Raw genomic sequence first — 16,914 nt, 5'->3', positions numbered from 1 at the left:
TACCTTATTAATTGCGCTACATCACAGGTTAAACATGTCCAAGCCTAAGGCTAATAATTTTCAACGTATTCGTTTACTCAGTTTTGAACAACAAGCGCTGATTGCAGCTACTTTGTTAGAGCGTATGCTGCCTAATTATCAATTGTTTTCGGAAGTGACCGAGTTTGGTGATTATGATGTAGTTGCCAATGCATTAGATTTAATTTGGCAGCGTTTGTGCATTGCTGGTACTAAAGTGAATATTGAAAAGTTAATTGAAAAAGTTGAACCTAATATTCCTGAGGTTGAACAGTTCGATATGTTTGGCGTTTATCCTGCCATTGACACATTAACTGCGATGATTAGCTTACTGACTGCATTATTAAATAAAGATGCTGAAGAGTTACTGAATGTAACCAAAATTTCGCAAGCGAGCGTAAGTAAATACATTGAGTACAGTTTTGATGTAAGCGAACAAGAATTCGATAATCATGATGTGCGTGAGCATCCACTTATGCAACGTGAGATTGCGTTTTTGAAAGACACTATTGATAAAGTGGAGCCGTTAAAGCCGTCAAATGAGACAGCAAAGCAACTAAAAGCGCTTGCTAAAGAAGATGGCATGACGAATATTGGTATTGAAATCGCGTAATACCGAGTTTGATATGTATTCAGTGTCTTTTTCGTTATCCAATAAAACAACACGCAAGCAATATAAAACAGAGTCAGGTGCGTTGCGGGGTATTCGTCACTGGTTAGCTAAACATCAAAGCGAGCCAAATAAATCAGCACTGTTGTTTGCTCCTAATACTACGCCAGAGTTATTTACAGACAGTGAGCAGTTGCTGACTGATGCACCACAGGTAGATAATTTTTATAGCAGCCTTGCTTGGCAAAAACTACGTGTTGAAGCGTTAGTGAGGTATGGAGCAAAATGCGTGTTATGTGGCGCAGATGCTAATGACGCTAAGTTGCAGGTTGATCATATTAAGCCCCGCTCGCTGTATCCAGATTTAGCATTAGACATTAATAACTTACAAATTTTATGCGAGCCCTGTAATAAGGGGAAATCTAATTTGTATGACATGCAATGGCGCTAAACTTAGCGCTTTACGCAACGTTCATACAAACGGTAGGCAACTTGCCCCGCAATTTTTTCCTTTAGCAGCTGCCACGAATCAGGCACAACAGGCTCGCCTAACTCACTTTCCATTTCTAAATAAATAACCGCATCGTCCGCTAACCAGTCGTTTTTTTCAAGCAAGTCGCACACTGGTGTGGCTAGGTTTTTGCGAAAAGGTGGGTCAATAAAGACTAAATTATGAGGGTGTCCATCACTTGCCAAGACCTTTAAGGCATCACCCTGTGTTAGCGTTGCATTGGTAATATCTAACAGTTGTAGATTCTGTTTTATTTGTTCTGCCGCTTGCTTGTTCATTTCTATAATAGTCGCACTCTCTGCATGGCGGGAAAGGGCTTCAAATGCCAACCCACCTGAACCAGCAAAACAATCTAATACAACTGCATTCGCACAATATGGCATGAGCCAATTAAATACCGTTTCTTTAACGCGATCTGTGGTTGGACGAAGCCCTTCGGCATCTTTTACTGGCAGGCGACGGCCTTTAAATTTGCCGCTAATAATTCGAATACTGCCCGATTTTCCCGCTGATTTATGGGCTTTAGTGTTGGCGCGCTGAGATGACTTGCTACGTTGCATGGTATTGACTTAAAGCTTCTTCGTTAGTTTATGGTTGGTAATAAAATATAGATTAATCTTTCTGCAATCAGGGTTTTTATGCTAATCGGGAAAATGATACCATAGCGCCATTTTAAAAGATAAATTTCTATTTCTCGCCTTTATGGATGTGCCACTAAGGCTTACTTTACGGTTTAATATTCGATGTCAAAGAAAAACAAGTTATTTTCATGGTTCGGTTTTAATAAGAAAAACAAAGAAGATAAGAAAGAGCAAGTCACCACAGAAGCGCAACAAGCTCCTGTAGATAACCAGCCAGAAAAGCAAGTAGAAGCTCCTGCGGTACAACCACAAGTTATTGAGGACGTACCGGCCTCAGATTTAGATGCAAAAGCAAATGAAGCGGTTGAGCCAACAGACGAACGTGACTTAGTGAGTAGTGACCCTGCTAAACGCGATGCAGAAGTAACAATTGAAAAAAGCACGTTAGTTAGTGAAGCAGAGGTTTCAGCTGAGGCTCACATCGAAGCATTGAATGATACTGATACACAAGATCATACCTTATCGGGTGAAGAAGATGCACTGGCTTTCAATACTGCTGACATGTTGCAAGCGGACCAAATGGATAAGGTTATTGAACAAAAGCAGGTGCCGACTCCTGAGATAGAAACTACGCCTGCACCTATTATCGATGCTCCGAAACCTGAGCCTGTCGCTGAAGTAGAACAAGAAGTAGCACCAGAAGTAGCATCGGAAATAGCGCCAGAAGTAATTGCAACGTCGGAAGAGGCAGTACAGCCAGCAGAAAACACTGCTGAAAAAGCTCTACCTGAGGCCAAAGCAGGCGAGGCCATTTCTGAAACGGTGCAAACGCCTACAGAAATTAAACCTGAACCTGTTGTTGAACCTGTTGAACCTGTTGAGCCAGCCAAACCCATAGAAAAAGAAAAACCTGCAGAGAAACAAGGCTTCTTCAGCCGTTTAAAGCAAGGCTTACTGAAAACCAAGCAAAATATTGGTAGTGGGTTTGCGTCGTTATTCAGTGGTAAAAAAATTGATGACGAGCTATTTGAAGAATTAGAAACACAGTTGTTGGTTGCTGACGTAGGCATTGAAACCACCACTAAAATTATTGATAACTTAACCGATCATGCCGACAGAAAACAGCTAAAAGATGGCGATGCGCTGTATGGCTTATTACAGCAAGAGCTTGCTGATATGTTAGAGCAAGTAGACAAGCCGCTGGTGATTAAAAACGATAACGGTCCATTTGTTATTTTAATGGTTGGAGTAAATGGCGTTGGTAAAACCACCACGATTGGTAAATTAGCGAAACAATACCAAGCACAAGGTCACTCGGTGATGTTGGCGGCGGGTGACACATTCCGTGCCGCAGCGGTAGAGCAGTTGCAAGTGTGGGGAGAACGTAACGATATCCCTGTGATTGCACAACATACCGGTGCTGATAGCGCCTCAGTTATTTACGACGCATTTGAAGCTGCCAAAGCAAGAAAAGTGGACGTACTTATTGCAGATACCGCAGGACGATTACAAAACAAAGCACATTTGATGGATGAGCTAAGTAAAATTGTGCGTGTGATGAAGAAGTTAGATCCAAACGCACCACATGAAATAATGCTAACGATTGACGCAGCAACAGGTCAAAACGCTATCAGCCAAACTCAATTGTTTAATGATGCCGTTGGACTTACAGGGATCACCCTGACTAAGCTGGACGGCACTGCTAAAGGTGGGGTTATTTTTGCCGTTGCAGATAAATTCGATATTCCAATTCGCTACATAGGAGTAGGCGAAGGCATTGATGATTTACGCGAATTTAAGAGTAACGACTTTATCAAAGCGTTATTTGATAGAGAGTTATAACAAACGAATATAAATATCGTAGTAGAAAGTTAGCGATGTATCAGTAAGGAAGCAACATGATAAAGTTTGAACATGTAAGTAAAACCTATCCAGGCGGACATAGAGCATTAGAAAAAGTCCACTTTCATATCAAACCAGGTGACATGTGTTTTCTTACTGGGCATTCCGGAGCGGGTAAAAGCACGCTATTAAAATTAATTAGCGTTATGGAACGCCCCTCGGCAGGGCGCGTTTCTATCAATGGCACCGACCTTGCCAATGTATCTAAAGCACAAGTGCCATTTGTACGCCGAGACATTGGCATGATCTTTCAAAATCACCGTTTACTGCGTGATCATAATGTTTTCGACAATATTGCATTACCCCTAGTTATAGAAGGCTACACCCGTAGCGACATTGAACGAAGAGTGATGGCTGCGTTAGATAAAGTGGGTTTGTCTGATAAAGCTAAATGTTACCCTGATACCCTTTCAGGTGGAGAGCAGCAGCGCGTAGGTATTGCTCGTGCCGTGGTTAATAAACCTCCCTTACTTTTGGCTGATGAACCTACTGGTAATTTAGATCCCGAACTATCAAAAGACATCATGAATATTTTTGAGCAGTTCAATCAGGCTGGGGTAACCGTGTTAATTGCAACGCACGACCTTGGCTTAATTGCTCGCATGAAATACCGCACACTTACGCTAGATAATGGTCGTATGATCAATGATCCCTTAGCGTTAGAAATGTCGCCTAGCACTTAATAAGACAAAGGACACGTATGAGCTTGTTATTTAAAGAAAGACAAACAGGTGCAGCAACAATTCAACGTGGCGCGGTACAACGTTTTGTAATGGCAATGATTCATCACATTCGACAAGCAATTGGTAGTTTGGGTGAATTATGGCGTACACCCGCAGCATCACTGATGACCATTGGTGTATTAGGAATAAGCTTAACCCTACCCACCACTCTGCATTTAATTGTGAAGAATATGAGCACGATTAGTAATAGTTGGGATAGCGCAGCTGAGATAACATTATTTTTAAAGCAAGATATTAGTACGAAACAGCGAGCAGGATTAATTCAGCGGGTCAGTTTATTTAAAGAGGTTGAGTCGGTCGATTTTATCTCTAAAGAACAAGGGTTGCAGGATTTTCAGCGTTTATCAGGTTTTGGTCCTGCGTTGAACGCATTAAATAACAACCCGCTACCTGATGTATTGCTGGTGGTGCCTCAAATTAAACATCGCACACCAGAGCAAGCAAAAATATTATTAACTAAGCTACAAAAGCAGCGTGAAGTAGAGTTCGGTAAGTTAGATATTGACTGGCTGGAACGTTTAAACGCCATTGTTAACTTACTTAAACAAAGCGTTTTTTCCATTGCGGTACTCTTATTAGCTGCGGTGTTACTGATTATTGGTAACACTATTCGATTAAACATCATGAATAAAAAAGAAGAAATCGAAGTGATGAAGTTAGTTGGCGCTACCGAGTCATTTATTCGCTGGCCATTTTTATACACAGGTGCTTGGTATGGTTTATTTGGTGGTGTACTCGCATTTTTATGTGTCACTGGCTTAATTGTGTGGCTAGACGGTGCTATCAGCCGAGTGGCAGGTTTATACGACAGTGATTTCAGCCTCAACCACCTTACCTTTACGGAATTAGGTACCTTATTGTTGGTATCAGTAATTTTAGGCTTAGTTGGGTCGTGGTTATCAGTTAACCGTTATGTCGCACAAATCGAGCCAGATTAAGGTAGTTTTATTTAATACTGACGAAACTGTTTGCCCATTTGATTGCTTCATAATAAGCGTCATGAATACATTCGTCAGTCAACTCTAAACTATCAACAAGTTTCATGACTACTTCCCAATCTGCTTTTTCGTAGGCGATGGCGAGAGTAAGATATTCACCTAGCTGACCATGAAACTTGATAATGGCGGCTTTTATTTCGTCTTGTACAGGCAACATGGCCATGACTTCATCTAGAGTCATATCGAGCATGGCGTCAATCAATGAAAATAATCCAGTTAAAAATGCGGTGGGTGGGTTTTCAGGTTCTAAGCGATGTATGGCAATATTTGAACAAAACTTAGCGCGTACAATCGACATTGAAATAAGCTCGTCAGTTTTATCTTCACATAAGCGTGAGAGTGCAATGAGCGAAATAAACTTTTTCAGCTCTACTTGTCCCATGTATACCAGCGCATGTTTCAAAGATGCAATTTCTTGTTGGTTAGAAAATGCCGCACTATTAATAAAGCGTAATAGTTTATAAGACAGTGCCACATCACATTGTATAATTTCAGTAACCTTGTCTAAGTCCAGCTCAGGTTTGGCTGTTTCGCCAATAAGGTCAAATAATGCGTGTTTGGCCGGGGTAATGTTACGTTGTTTTAGAATTTCAGGCTTGGCAAAAAAGTATCCTTGAAATAGGGTAAAGCCGAGCTGTTTTAATTTATTATATTGTTCTCGGGTTTCTACTTTTTCAGCCAGTAGCGTTATTTTACTGGTATCGATATCGCGTACCATTTTAGCAATTTGCAAAATATTGTATTCTAAAATGTCTACTTTAATAATTGAGATGTAAGGGGTTAGTGGCTCCCAGCGTGGGTCAAAATCAAAGTCATCAAAGGCAATTTGGTAGCCAGCTTCATGCAGTTTGTTACAGGTACTTATTAATTCGTCGCTAATCGGGACATCTTCCAATACTTCAATAATGACCGTTTTAGGGTCAAACGATGTGGGAAAGTTATGTAAAAGGGTGTCCTCACTAAAGTTAACGAACGCTAACTTATTTTGGACAATCGCTTCAAGGCCCGACACTAGGTGGCTTTGCGTGATGAGCCTTGAGGTTGCTTGGTTTGAATCTATATGAACCGGAAAACTATTGTTATTACCATCGCGATATAATAACTCGTAGGCTACAACATTATTGTTTTCATCAAAAATGGCCTGACGTGCTACAAAATAATACATGCTGTACCTTAGTTTGAATGACCTAATAAGTTAATCTAACAAGGAATCAATTAAATGCAACTTAAAAGACAAATTGATTTGAAGTATGCATTAAGCCAAAGTAATGTTTCCAAGTGATAGCTAACGTACCAGTAATAAGTAGCCTTTATTATTTTTTATATCATTTGTGAATCTTTTTATAAAAGACTGGTCTTACAATTCAAGAATAAATATTAGCACTCTCGACTTTAGAGTGCTAAACTCAGGTCACTTTAATAGGATTGAGGTACTCAATGAGCAAACAAATGCAATCAATGGCACTGACTGTTCCTTCTGGTGGCAGTATTGAGTCATACATGCAAATGGTAAACGGCATCCCAATGTTAACTGCTGCTGAAGAAAAGCAATTAGCAGAGCGCTTAGTGCAAGACGAAGATCTGCAAGCTGCGCAAAAGTTGATTATGTCGCACCTAAGGTTTGTTGTGCATATTGCTAAAGGCTATGCAGGCTATGGTTTACCGCAGGCTGATTTAATTCAGGAAGGGAATATAGGCTTGATGAAAGCCGTAAAACGTTTTGATCCAACTGTGGGTGTGCGCTTAGTGTCTTTTGCGGTACATTGGATTAAAGCAGAAATTCATGAATTCGTTTTAAAAAATTGGCGCATTGTAAAAGTTGCGACTACTAAAGCGCAGCGTAAATTATTCTTTAATTTACGTAAGTCTAAAAAGCGTTTAGGCTGGTTTAATCGTGAAGAGATTAAAACAGTTGCTGAAACACTTGGTGTTTCAGAGCGTGAAGTGGTTGAGATGGAATCGCGTATGAGTAATAGCGATATGGCATTTGATTTATCTAACGATGATGATGACAATGCAACTACAAGCTTTGCGCCAGTTCAGTATTTAGAAGACCATAGCTCTGATGTTGCCGACACGGTTGAGCAACAGCAATGGGATAATCACGCTAATCAAAAATTAGCAGCGGCGTTACGTACCCTTGATGAACGTAGCCAAGACATTATTAATTCAAGATGGTTGCTTGATAGTAAGCAAACACTGCAAGACTTGGCTGATAAGTACTCTGTTTCTGCAGAGCGTGTTCGTCAGTTAGAAAAAAATGCAATGAAAAAGCTACAAGCTGCAATGTCTTAACTGAGTTTAAACGCTGTAATAAATACAAAAAGGGCTGCTTATGATAAGCAGCCCTTTTTTGTGCGTTTAATTTACTGTGCGTTTAATTTACAGTGCGATCAATTAATCTACTGTTACCCTGCCGTTACTCCAAAATAAAATGAGTGCAGGTTAGCTTACTCTGTCGCCAGCCCGCTTTTAACGACCGGACGACTCACTTTAGTCGCTTCAATGGTAGACGGTTTGGGGGCTTTAGTCGCACTATGATTGTCAGGACGATTATTTTTAGTACTGCCGTTTTCGGCTCTGGCCAATAATATATTGTTTGGCTGAGGTAATAGCTCTGAAATAGGTACTAAATCTACGTTATATTTTGACTTTAGCTCAGGTAGATACTTTCTTAAAAACGTAAAGGTTTCAGGATAGGGGTGTGCAATCGCAACTGCCGACTTGTAGCGTTGTGCGATGCGGATCATTCGCTTAAACTCTTTCAGCATCTCTTGTTCTGTTTGAATGTTATCAAGAAATACATGGCGGTGCAGAGCATGAACGCCATTTTGTTTGGCTACTGTTTCGGCTTTACTGTGCGCAACGGTTTTGCTGTCTAAAAAGAACATATTATGTTTGCGCAAAAATTCCATTGTCCATTGCATTGGTTGTTGCATAGCGGTTAGTCGGCTGCCCATGTGATTATTCACACCCACAGCAAATGGAATTTCTTGTTTTGCCCGCATTAATGACAAAATTACTTCGTCTTTTTTCATTGCAGCAGTAAGAGCGCCTGGCCCTAGGGCTTTACCACTCATTGCCTCCATCGGAATATGCAGCATGACATCTTTATTAAGCTGTTGAGCGTGTTTAGCAATTTTTTCTGCATAAGGCGTGTGAGGTAAAATGGACGCAGTTATGTGTCCAGGCAGTTCAACTGCTTGCATATCGTAATGATGGTATCCAAGATCATCAATGACAATGGCAACCCTACCGACAGCAGTGTGATCAGTTGTCGCGTTAGTGTTATTGGCAAATGCATTAAAAGCACACAGCAACATGCCAACAGATATAAGTGTTGTTCTTTTTAAGCGCACGTATTTTCTTATTATTTTTTATTTTTAGCGTATTTTTATTAGTAAATATTAGGGTAATACGCTTTCATTAAACAGCATCGAGTTATTGTTGCTATCATCCTTGTAGACTGATTTACGGTATAGCTAATAATTTCAATGTGATTACGTCTTTATTATTGTTGCTCAGTGTAACGTGTATTGTTGATGATGACGACAGTTAAGCTTGGCAAAAGATCACTTTTAATGATTATTTAGCGTACTATGTTTACTTAAATTACGCTTGTTTACATTTGCATTACTCAGCTCTTTTTCAGCTTCGATCAGTTGTGCGTCAAACTCGGCAAGTTGCTTACCACTGGGTAAGCCGCTGCTACTGTTGTCTAACTGATTAAGTACATCATGCGCAATTTTTTGTTGAATAACTTTATCAGGATTGATCCCCACACCATCAATAGACTGCCCATTGGGTGTTAAATAAAGAGCGGTAGTGAGTTTAATGGCCGACTTACCTTGATTAATGGGAATGAGAGATTGAACGGAACCTTTACCGTAAGATTTTTCACCTAATAAAATTGCACGTTTATGTGCCTGTAATGCACCAGCAACAATTTCTGCGGCTGAAGCTGAGCCATTATTAATTAGCACCACCATATTGATACCACTTAAAATATCGCCGGGCGTGGCATAATATAAATTGTTCGCTTGAGAAAAGCGTCCTTTAGTGCTCACAATAGTGCCTGCATTAAGAAATAAGTCTGCCACACCAATAGCGCTTTCTAACACGCCACCCGGGTTATCTCTTAAGTCGAGCACTAATCCAGCTAAGTAGTTTTCATTGTTGAGTAATAATTCTTGAATATGTTTTGCGAGCTCTACGGTGGTATGATTTTGGAACGAGTAGAGCTTGATGTAGCCGATATCGTTGTCGCGTAATTCACTTTGTACACTTTGTACTTCTAAGTCAGCTTGTGTCACGTCAAACGATAAAGGGTGGGGGTAGGCGTCACGGGCTACAAGCATATTTATTGTTTGATCTTTATGTATTTGTAAAATACGCGCAATATCACTAATTTCTTTGCCTTCGGTAGTTTCACCATTCACACTCAAAATGATATCGCCTTTTTGCAGGCCTGCTATTTCAGCTGGTGAATTTGCTAAAGAACTCATAATAATCATGTGCTCGCCACGTTTCTCTACTTCAATGCCTAAACCGTTATATTTGCCTTCAGTGATGTCGAGCAGTCGCCTTAGTTCTTTTTCGTCGAGAAAGCTTGAATAGGGATCAAGTTGGCTAAAAATATGTTGAATGGCGGCATGCAGCAATGCGTTGCTATTGGTATCTTCAACGTAGTAAGTATCTATTTGGTAAAGAATTTGACTTAACGTAACAGGAGTGACAATGGTACTGGGCAGCTCGGATGATGACGCACTAGCACCTTCAAGTTGACGGCTAGGATGCGTCGCATTGTTTGTATGCTCTGTATCTTTAGGGGGATTAGCATTGGCAGGCAGGAAAATAAAAATGACAAAAAATACAAGTAGTAAGGCATATAGCAGGGTATGCTTCGACAGTTTTAACATAAACCTTTCCACCCTATCTCGATAGCAATGATGGTTGCATACGTCATATTGCAACAATGCTTTTAGCTATCGAATAACGAAATAAGAAACACCACATTGGTGTACAGGACACGGCTCTAACCACCTCAGTGATAAGAATACCTACTAGTAAAAGCGTGCAGCTACGCTGTGAACTTCTACTGTTGCTAGGCTTAAAGGCTTGAGATCGTTAACCTTTACGGCACCATGTTGCGGGATCTAATGCTTGCCCTTTGTGTCTTATTTCAAAGTATAGACTAGGTTCGGTTTGTCCGCCGCTTTGACCCACCAGTGCGATGGGCTCGCCAGTTTCTACTTTTTCACCTACTGACTTCAGTAAGGTTTGGTTATGACCATATAAACTCATATAGCCGTCGCCATGATCAATCACAATCACCCAGCCAAAGCCATTTAACCAATCAGCAAACAACACCTGACCTTGATGGACAGTTGTGACTGGTGTGCCGGTTTTTCCCGCAAGTAGTGTGCCTTTCCAACGTAAACGGCCTTTCCTGCGGTGGCCAAACTTATGCTTCACTTGCCCTTTACTTGGCCAATGTAATTGGCCTTTCAGTTTACTTAATCCGGCTAACTCGATAGCTTCGCTGGTCACGTTACGCATTGCTTCTAATGCTTTACGGATTGTTTCTTCGCTTTCAATCAGTTGGGCTAATTTTTGTTGCTCGCTGTTTAACGTCGCATCGAGTTTTTTAAGGGTGCGCTTTCTATCTTTTTGATAGGCTAGCAGGTTTTGCTGTTGCTGCTGTTGTTCGAGCTTTAATAAATTTAGCTCAGAAAGTTTATTGGCGAGCGTTTTAGTGACTGTTTCAAGTTCGGTTATGGTGTGAGTTAGATCGCTTATTTGCGCTAACCGTGCTTTATTTAAGTATTGATAATAACTTAACATGCGCTCGAATTGGCTGGGTTCTTGTTGGTTTAGCAGCATCTTGCTGTAATCATGACTGCCAGACATATACGCGCTGGCTATTTGTCCTGCAAGTAACTTTTCTTGTTGAAGCTGCTCAGTGATAAGTTGTTTTTTCTGTTGTTGGAGTGCATCAACTTCGTTGCGATACTTGGCAATGTTGCTATTGGTGCCGTTAAGCGCTCTGGCAACGGTAGCGATTTCTTGCTCAGCGGTTTTTAGGCGCTTGCTTAATGAGGCGCGATCTTGACGCTGCTTTTTTATTAACTTATTGCGTTCAGATATTTGCTGCTTAACTTCATCTAGCTTTTGTTGTTGATGCGTTTTATCAAGCGTTTGTGCCAATACACTTGGAGCAGTCGTAATACAAGCAATGCATACACTGAACATGACGAGCATACTCCAGCTAGGAAGTACGGACTTGTGTAAACGGTGAATAAGTTTTAACACACTATTATGCTCGCCTTGTTCAACTGCATTAGGTAAGTAACGCTACGCCAGCAACATTAGTGCTGCTTCAGCGTTATCATCGATTGGCCAGTCATTTCTGTTGGTTGTTCCATATCTAAAATATGTAGCATAGTAGGTGCGATGTCACTTAACTTGCCCACTTGCTGTACAACCTCTGCGTCACGGCCAACATAAATAAATGGCACTGGCTCGCTGGTGTGTGCGGTATGCGCTTGCCCAGACGTTTCGCTCAGCATTTGCTCTGCATTGCCATGGTCGGCGGTAATAATACACTCTCCTCCATGTTCTTTTAATGCTTCAACCACACGACCCACACTTTTATCAACGGCTTCACAGGCGACAACGGCGGCGTCAAATTTACCGGTATGACCAACCATGTCACCATTTGGATAATTACAAATAATCACATCGAAAGTTTGTGACTTAATCGCTTCAACCAATTTATCGGTTAGCAGTGGGGCGTTCATTTCTGGTTGTAAATCATACGTAGCAACTTTTGGTGAAGGCACTAATATACGTTGCTCGCCATCAAACTCTTCTTCACGGCCGCCGCTAAAAAAGAAGGTAACATGAGCATACTTTTCTGTTTCAGAAATGCGTAACTGTGTTTTATTGTGTTTTGCTAACCAATCGCCTAGCACGTTATCCAGTGATTCAGATGGGTAAGCGATTGCAGCGTCAATATCATCGGCATATTCAGTTAACATTACAAACTGGCTTAATGCTGGTGCTTTTTTACGGTTAAACTCGGTAAATGCTGTATTGACGAAAGTGCGTGTCATTTGACGAGCACGATCGGCCCTAAAATTCATAAAAATAACGGCATCGCCATCATCAATAGTGGCGCTTGGCTGATCGGTTGCTTGAATGACGGTCGCTTTTACAAATTCATCATTTTCATCGCGCTCATAAGCTGCGCTTAAAGCGTTTAGTGCATTGTCGGCTTTATATTCCGCTTCAGCCAGAGTCATTAAATTGTATGCAGCTTCAATGCGATCCCAACGCTGGTCGCGATCCATGGCATAGTAGCGCCCAACTATGGACGCAATACGGCCGTTACCAAGCTGTTCAAAACAGTTATGTACTTTTTCAAGTGACGCTTTTGCGCTGCGCGGTGGCGTATCACGGCCATCAAGAAAGGCATGTAAATATACTTGTTTAACACCGCGGTCTTTTGCGAGTTTCATCATGGCAATAATATGGTCTTCATGGCTATGTACGCCACCAGGGGACAGCAAGCCCATTAAGTGTAATGCTTTGCCTGATTTAGCCAGATTATCCAAAGTAGCTAAAGATACCGTATTTTGTGCAAAACTACCGTCGTCAATGGCCTTTGAAATGCGCGTAAAGTCTTGATAAACAATACGACCCGAACCTAAATTAACATGGCCGACTTCAGAATTACCCATTTGGCCGTCAGGTAAACCCACATCCATGCCTGAGCCAGAAATCAGTGCATGTGGGCAGTCTTGCCATAATTTATCAAGAACAGGGGTGTTAGCATGGTGAATGGCATTATGACTGGCGTCTTCACGGTAACCCCAACCATCTAAAATAAGTAATACAAGCGGCTTTTTACTAACTGACATACAAATCCCTATTGGCACACTGAAATGTACAAATGCGTACGGTAATTTAAAGTGGCTAAATACTACCTGTTTTTTGTGCTTTTTTAAATCGCTTGAAGGCCTACGCTTTTTAAGAAACGCTTAGCTAACTTTAAATACTTCTTCGAGCATTTGTTTTAGTTCATCTAGGTAGCGCTGATTAACAGAAGGGCGCAATAATTTGGAAAGCTCATAGCCAGTTTGAGTTAATTTGAAGTAAGTAAGCACTAAGCCGTTTGACTTAGGTTTTAATGCTAAGGTGCTGGTAGCAAAATGTAGTACTAATCCTTCTTTTTGATCGATTTCTCCTGACTCAATTTCCGACTGATATAACAATCCAACTTCAGATAAGGTGAGTAAATCAGTGTATGGAAAGCCAAACTTGCTTAAGTTCATCACGTTTTTTGACTTAGGGTTAAGTAAATTAAATAAAGATGGTTTGCGATAGTAACCAAATATCACCTTGCCACCTTTATCGCGTTTAGTTTTGCATATTAGCTTACATACATGTTGAAAAGAATTGGCTTCTTTTAATGTCATTTGCTTTAGTAATTGCAGGCTTTTATATGAAAAAGTGCCTGGAAAAGATAGTTCGCCAACCAATATTTTTGCCCAAAGCTCTTGCATGGCTGGTGAAGATATTTGTTCGGCTAGCGTAATAAAATGGTTAAACCAGTCTGGGTCGATATTTTCTTCGTTTTGGGTATCTAAATTATAGTTAAGCGCTAGTGCAAAAATACGTTCAATATTATGTTGTTTACGCGCTTCTTGAATTTGTTTGCGTTTATTGGCTCGTTGCAAAATACTTGGGCCACTAGGATCAAATACCGTTTGTACGTTAATACCACTGGCATTAGCTTGCGAGGTTAACTTAGCATTATTAGTTTGACTGGTACCACTTGAGGCTTTTTGTGTGCTAGTTGAGCCTGTAGGCGCTTTTTGCTTGATCGACTCAGAACCTAAATTTTTTCCAATTAAGTTCATTAATTTATCGGCGCTGCTAAGATTAGATACTTTGGTCATTGAGCCATCTCGAATCAAGTATGTATAAGCGTGCTACAGTTTTATCATATTATGCAGAAAATAAATAATTCTGTATTAATAACGGCTGATTAGCGAACCATATTAAGAAAAAAATGTAATTTTATATATTGTTAGCGAATAGCTACAGAAATTGATATTTATGGATATACTTAAAGTTGATTGTTTGGGTGAGTGCTTTCAGAAATTAGGCTTTAGTAATATATAAAAGTGGTCTAACTGTGAAAAAATGCGTAAAAGAAAGATATACGTGTTTTTTATATTTATGATACGGATAGATTGGGAATAACAACTTAATGGCGTCAGCAATGCAAAAAGAAGGTATGTTGTTTTTGGTAGAAGACGAATCTGAAGATGAAATTCAACACGAAGTGAGTGACGAATGGAATATTTTGATTGTTGATGACGATGAAGAAATTCATACGGTTACCCGCCTTGCGCTTTCCGATCTGATTATATTCGATAGAAAGTTAGCGTTTCATGGGGTGCATTCCGGTAAAGAAGCCATAGAGTTTTTGTCGAAGCATGATGATATTGCGGTTGTGCTGCTTGATGTAGTGATGGAAGAGGATGACTCAGGCTTACAAGTTGTTCGCGCAATGCGAGAAATGCTCAAGCTTCACTCCACACGTATTATTTTACGAACGGGTCAGCCTGGTTATGCGCCTGAAGAACATATAATTGCTGAATATGACATCAATGACTATAAAACCAAAACAGAGCTAACACGAAAAAAACTCGCCAATAGCTTAATTGCCGCAATCCGCTCTTATACTCAAATAAAATCACTAGAATATGGCCGTAAAGGGCTCAAAGATATTATTGCAGCATCGACTGAGTTAATGGACAAACAGTCGGTTGGGTTATTCGCCGATGGTGTATTAACACATATTCACTCGATGTTTAAATTTAGCCCGAATGCGCTGTTTTGCTCTGCTGTAAAAGAGATCATAGATGAAGAAGAATTGCCAAGTGGTAACTTTGTGGTGTCGGCATCAGGAAAATATAAGCCTTTTCGCGACATTAAGCTAGATCAAGTAGATGACGCAAGTGTGGTAAATCAGGTGACGCTATGCCTGCAGCAGCACGAGCATATTTTTACTGAATTTGACGTTACATTATATTTAAAAGGCAACAACACCGCAGCAGCAATTTATTTTGATAAAAGTGTGGTGCTGGAAGAAACAGAGCTGCAGTTATTACAAGTATTTTTAGCTAATATTAGTATTGGTTACGACAACGTTAATCATATACAGCAACTTAGTCATGCGGCGTATACCGACAGACTCACCAAATTAGCCAACCGTACTGAAGTAGTCAACTTACTTGATCAGTACATGCGCAACCAAATTGAAGGCGATATCTTTGTATTAATCGACATAGATCATTTTTCAGACATTAATGATGGATTAGGGCATGATGTTGGAAATTTATTATTACTGGCGCTAGTTAAACGTTTGCGCGAAAGTGTGGCCGAAGGGGGGATCATTGCACGGGTAGGGCCTGATGTGTTTGCGATAATAGGCGAAGAAGAGCAGCTGACTCCGCAATTTTTCTTTCAATTAACGCAAGAGCCATTTAAGGCTGGCGAACATTATCTACAGCTTAATTTATCAATCGGCTTCTGTCGTAAAGAAAATAGTTCTCGTTCTGGGCTATCCATTCTAAAGCAAACTAACATAGCGTTAAATCGCGCTAAAAAAGATATTCATAAAAATTACGAGTATTACTCGTTAGAAATGGAAGAGGAAACGGCGTGGCGTTTGGGTGTCATTCGTCAATTAAGGCAAGATTTTTCCCAGCGAAAATTACAACTCTGGTATCAGCCCCAAATATCGCTAGCATCAAAAAAAGTGATTGGGGTTGAAGCGCTATTACGTTGGCCAACAGAAGACGGCAGTTATATTTCACCTGCGGTATTTGTGCCGTTGGCAGAGTATTCTGGCTTGATAGTTAAAATTGGCGAGTGGGTGGTTGAAGAAGCATGTAAAGAAGTTAAGCACCTTGATGCACTGGGTTTTAATGATATTCGTATTTCTGTCAATGTGTCTATGCCGCAATTTAGAAGTGCTAACTTTGTGCCAAGGGTAATGGAAATTTTAGAGCACCATGATGTGCCTAAGCATCGTATTGAATTAGAAATTACAGAAAGTGTCGTAATGGATGAGCCTGACATGGTAATTAGTGCACTACAGCAACTTAAAGCCACAGGCATGAGCGTGGCAATAGATGACTTTGGTACCGGGTTTTCTTCTTTAAGTTACTTACAACAGTTACCGCTAGATCGTATAAAAGTAGATCGCGCCTTTGTAAAAGACATTGAAAACCCAAAAGGAGGGGACATTCTTGCCAAAACAGTTATCGAGTTAGGTAAAAAGTTAGGCTTGCATACGATAGCGGAAGGGGTTGAAACCGAAGTGCAAGAAAAAAGATTACGCGATATGGGGTGTGAAGAAGTACAAGGGTTTATGTACGCCAAGCCAATGCCATCGCAAGAATTAAAAAGCTTTTTATTAGCAAGAAAAAAATCGGACGAAGAGGAGGGCAATTAAATACCTCACAATCTATAA

At 40.5% G+C, this 16,914-nt stretch carries 14 protein-coding genes; 7 read left to right on the top strand and 7 right to left on the bottom strand.

The window, feature by feature from the left end; translation table 11 throughout:
* Positions 1–34 precede the first annotated feature (34 nt).
* Both HUU81_RS15810 and HUU81_RS15805 read left to right on the top strand, forming a co-directional pair.
* Positions 35–631 (top strand): YjaG family protein, encoded by a 597-nt coding sequence (locus tag HUU81_RS15810; RefSeq protein WP_199609863.1) that lies wholly within the window; start codon positions 35–37, stop codon positions 629–631.
* The gene (locus HUU81_RS15805) at positions 618–1,079 is read left to right on the top strand and encodes an HNH endonuclease (protein WP_199609862.1); all 462 of its coding nucleotides are present in this window, start codon (positions 618–620) and stop codon (positions 1,077–1,079) included. The genes HUU81_RS15810 and HUU81_RS15805 overlap by 14 nt, the downstream gene beginning before the upstream one ends.
* 2 nt (positions 1,080–1,081) lie before the next feature.
* Here the strand turns inward: HUU81_RS15805 and rsmD are convergent, their stop codons facing one another.
* Positions 1,082–1,699: a 16S rRNA (guanine(966)-N(2))-methyltransferase RsmD gene (rsmD, locus tag HUU81_RS15800; protein WP_199609861.1), complete on the bottom strand. Its 618-nt coding sequence runs from the start codon at positions 1,697–1,699 to the stop codon at positions 1,082–1,084.
* Between the two features lie 183 nt (positions 1,700–1,882).
* On the opposite strand from rsmD, the gene ftsY reads away from it, so the two are divergent.
* The 3 genes from ftsY to ftsX are packed head-to-tail and all read left to right on the top strand — an operon-like array spanning position 1,883 to position 5,303.
* Entirely contained in the window at positions 1,883–3,562 is a 1,680-nt protein-coding gene (gene ftsY / locus HUU81_RS15795; RefSeq protein WP_199609860.1) for a signal recognition particle-docking protein FtsY, read from the top strand.
* A gap of 56 nt (positions 3,563–3,618) precedes the next feature.
* Positions 3,619–4,305: a cell division ATP-binding protein FtsE gene (gene ftsE, locus HUU81_RS15790; protein ID WP_199609859.1), complete on the top strand. Its 687-nt coding sequence runs from the start codon at positions 3,619–3,621 to the stop codon at positions 4,303–4,305.
* A 17-nt stretch (positions 4,306–4,322) separates the two neighbouring features.
* Entirely contained in the window at positions 4,323–5,303 is a 981-nt protein-coding gene (gene ftsX / locus HUU81_RS15785) for a permease-like cell division protein FtsX (RefSeq protein WP_199609858.1), read from the top strand.
* A gap of 7 nt (positions 5,304–5,310) precedes the next feature.
* Here ftsX and HUU81_RS15780 read toward each other — a convergent pair whose 3' ends face one another.
* Positions 5,311–6,528 carry an EAL and HDOD domain-containing protein gene (locus HUU81_RS15780; protein WP_199609857.1) on the bottom strand — a complete coding sequence of 406 codons (1,218 nt, stop codon included), beginning with the start codon at positions 6,526–6,528 and terminating at the stop codon, positions 5,311–5,313.
* Between the two features lie 272 nt (positions 6,529–6,800).
* Here HUU81_RS15780 and rpoH point away from each other — a divergent pair, with 272 nt between their 5' ends.
* Entirely contained in the window at positions 6,801–7,658 is an 858-nt protein-coding gene (gene rpoH / locus HUU81_RS15775; protein WP_199609856.1) for an RNA polymerase sigma factor RpoH, read from the top strand.
* 155 nt (positions 7,659–7,813) lie between these two features.
* On the opposite strand, the gene HUU81_RS15770 is transcribed toward rpoH, so the two are convergent.
* The 5 genes from HUU81_RS15770 to HUU81_RS15750 form a co-directional block, all read right to left on the bottom strand.
* Positions 7,814–8,722, bottom strand: a complete 909-nt coding sequence (locus HUU81_RS15770; protein WP_233520531.1) for a divergent polysaccharide deacetylase family protein — start codon at positions 8,720–8,722, stop codon at positions 7,814–7,816.
* Positions 8,723–8,941: 219 nt separating this feature from the next.
* The gene (locus HUU81_RS15765) at positions 8,942–10,282 is read right to left on the bottom strand and encodes a S41 family peptidase (RefSeq protein WP_199609855.1); all 1,341 of its coding nucleotides are present in this window, start codon (positions 10,280–10,282) and stop codon (positions 8,942–8,944) included.
* Positions 10,283–10,490: 208 nt separating this feature from the next.
* Entirely contained in the window at positions 10,491–11,675 is a 1,185-nt protein-coding gene (locus HUU81_RS15760; protein ID WP_199609854.1) for a murein hydrolase activator EnvC family protein, read from the bottom strand.
* Positions 11,676–11,731: 56 nt separating this feature from the next.
* Positions 11,732–13,285, bottom strand: a complete 1,554-nt coding sequence (gpmM, locus tag HUU81_RS15755; protein WP_199609853.1) for a 2,3-bisphosphoglycerate-independent phosphoglycerate mutase — start codon at positions 13,283–13,285, stop codon at positions 11,732–11,734.
* 120 nt (positions 13,286–13,405) lie between these two features.
* Complete coding sequence (locus HUU81_RS15750) at positions 13,406–14,326, bottom strand: TIGR03899 family protein (protein WP_199609852.1); 921 nt, start codon at positions 14,324–14,326, stop codon at positions 13,406–13,408.
* 314 nt (positions 14,327–14,640) lie between these two features.
* Between HUU81_RS15750 and HUU81_RS15745 the strand changes: the two genes are divergently transcribed.
* Positions 14,641–16,896, top strand: coding sequence for a bifunctional diguanylate cyclase/phosphodiesterase (locus tag HUU81_RS15745; RefSeq protein WP_199609851.1), 2,256 nt, complete (start codon positions 14,641–14,643; stop codon positions 16,894–16,896).
* Positions 16,897–16,914: the final 18 nt, after the last annotated feature.

Source organism: Flocculibacter collagenilyticus, assembly GCF_016469335.1.
GTDB lineage: Bacteria > Pseudomonadota > Gammaproteobacteria > Enterobacterales > Alteromonadaceae > Flocculibacter > Flocculibacter collagenilyticus.
The sequence above is the reverse complement of the archived record's forward strand: the minus strand, read 5'-3'. Positions and strand labels throughout refer to the sequence as shown.

Excerpts from the sequence above, each read along its gene's own strand:
- HUU81_RS15810 (WP_199609863.1), top strand. The coding sequence starts at position 35 with ATGTCCAAGCCTAAGGCTAATAATTTTCAACGTATTCGTTTACTCAGT.
- rsmD (WP_199609861.1), bottom strand. The coding sequence starts at position 1,699 with ATGCAACGTAGCAAGTCATCTCAGCGCGCCAACACTAAAGCCCATAAA.
- ftsY (WP_199609860.1), top strand. The coding sequence starts at position 1,883 with ATGTCAAAGAAAAACAAGTTATTTTCATGGTTCGGTTTTAATAAGAAA.
- ftsE (WP_199609859.1), top strand. The coding sequence starts at position 3,619 with ATGATAAAGTTTGAACATGTAAGTAAAACCTATCCAGGCGGACATAGA.
- ftsX (WP_199609858.1), top strand. The coding sequence starts at position 4,323 with ATGAGCTTGTTATTTAAAGAAAGACAAACAGGTGCAGCAACAATTCAA.
- HUU81_RS15780 (WP_199609857.1), bottom strand. The coding sequence starts at position 6,528 with ATGTATTATTTTGTAGCACGTCAGGCCATTTTTGATGAAAACAATAAT.
- rpoH (WP_199609856.1), top strand. The coding sequence starts at position 6,801 with ATGAGCAAACAAATGCAATCAATGGCACTGACTGTTCCTTCTGGTGGC.
- HUU81_RS15765 (WP_199609855.1), bottom strand. The coding sequence starts at position 10,282 with ATGTTAAAACTGTCGAAGCATACCCTGCTATATGCCTTACTACTTGTA.
- gpmM (WP_199609853.1), bottom strand. The coding sequence starts at position 13,285 with ATGTCAGTTAGTAAAAAGCCGCTTGTATTACTTATTTTAGATGGTTGG.
- HUU81_RS15750 (WP_199609852.1), bottom strand. The coding sequence starts at position 14,326 with ATGACCAAAGTATCTAATCTTAGCAGCGCCGATAAATTAATGAACTTA.
- HUU81_RS15745 (WP_199609851.1), top strand. The coding sequence starts at position 14,641 with ATGGCGTCAGCAATGCAAAAAGAAGGTATGTTGTTTTTGGTAGAAGAC.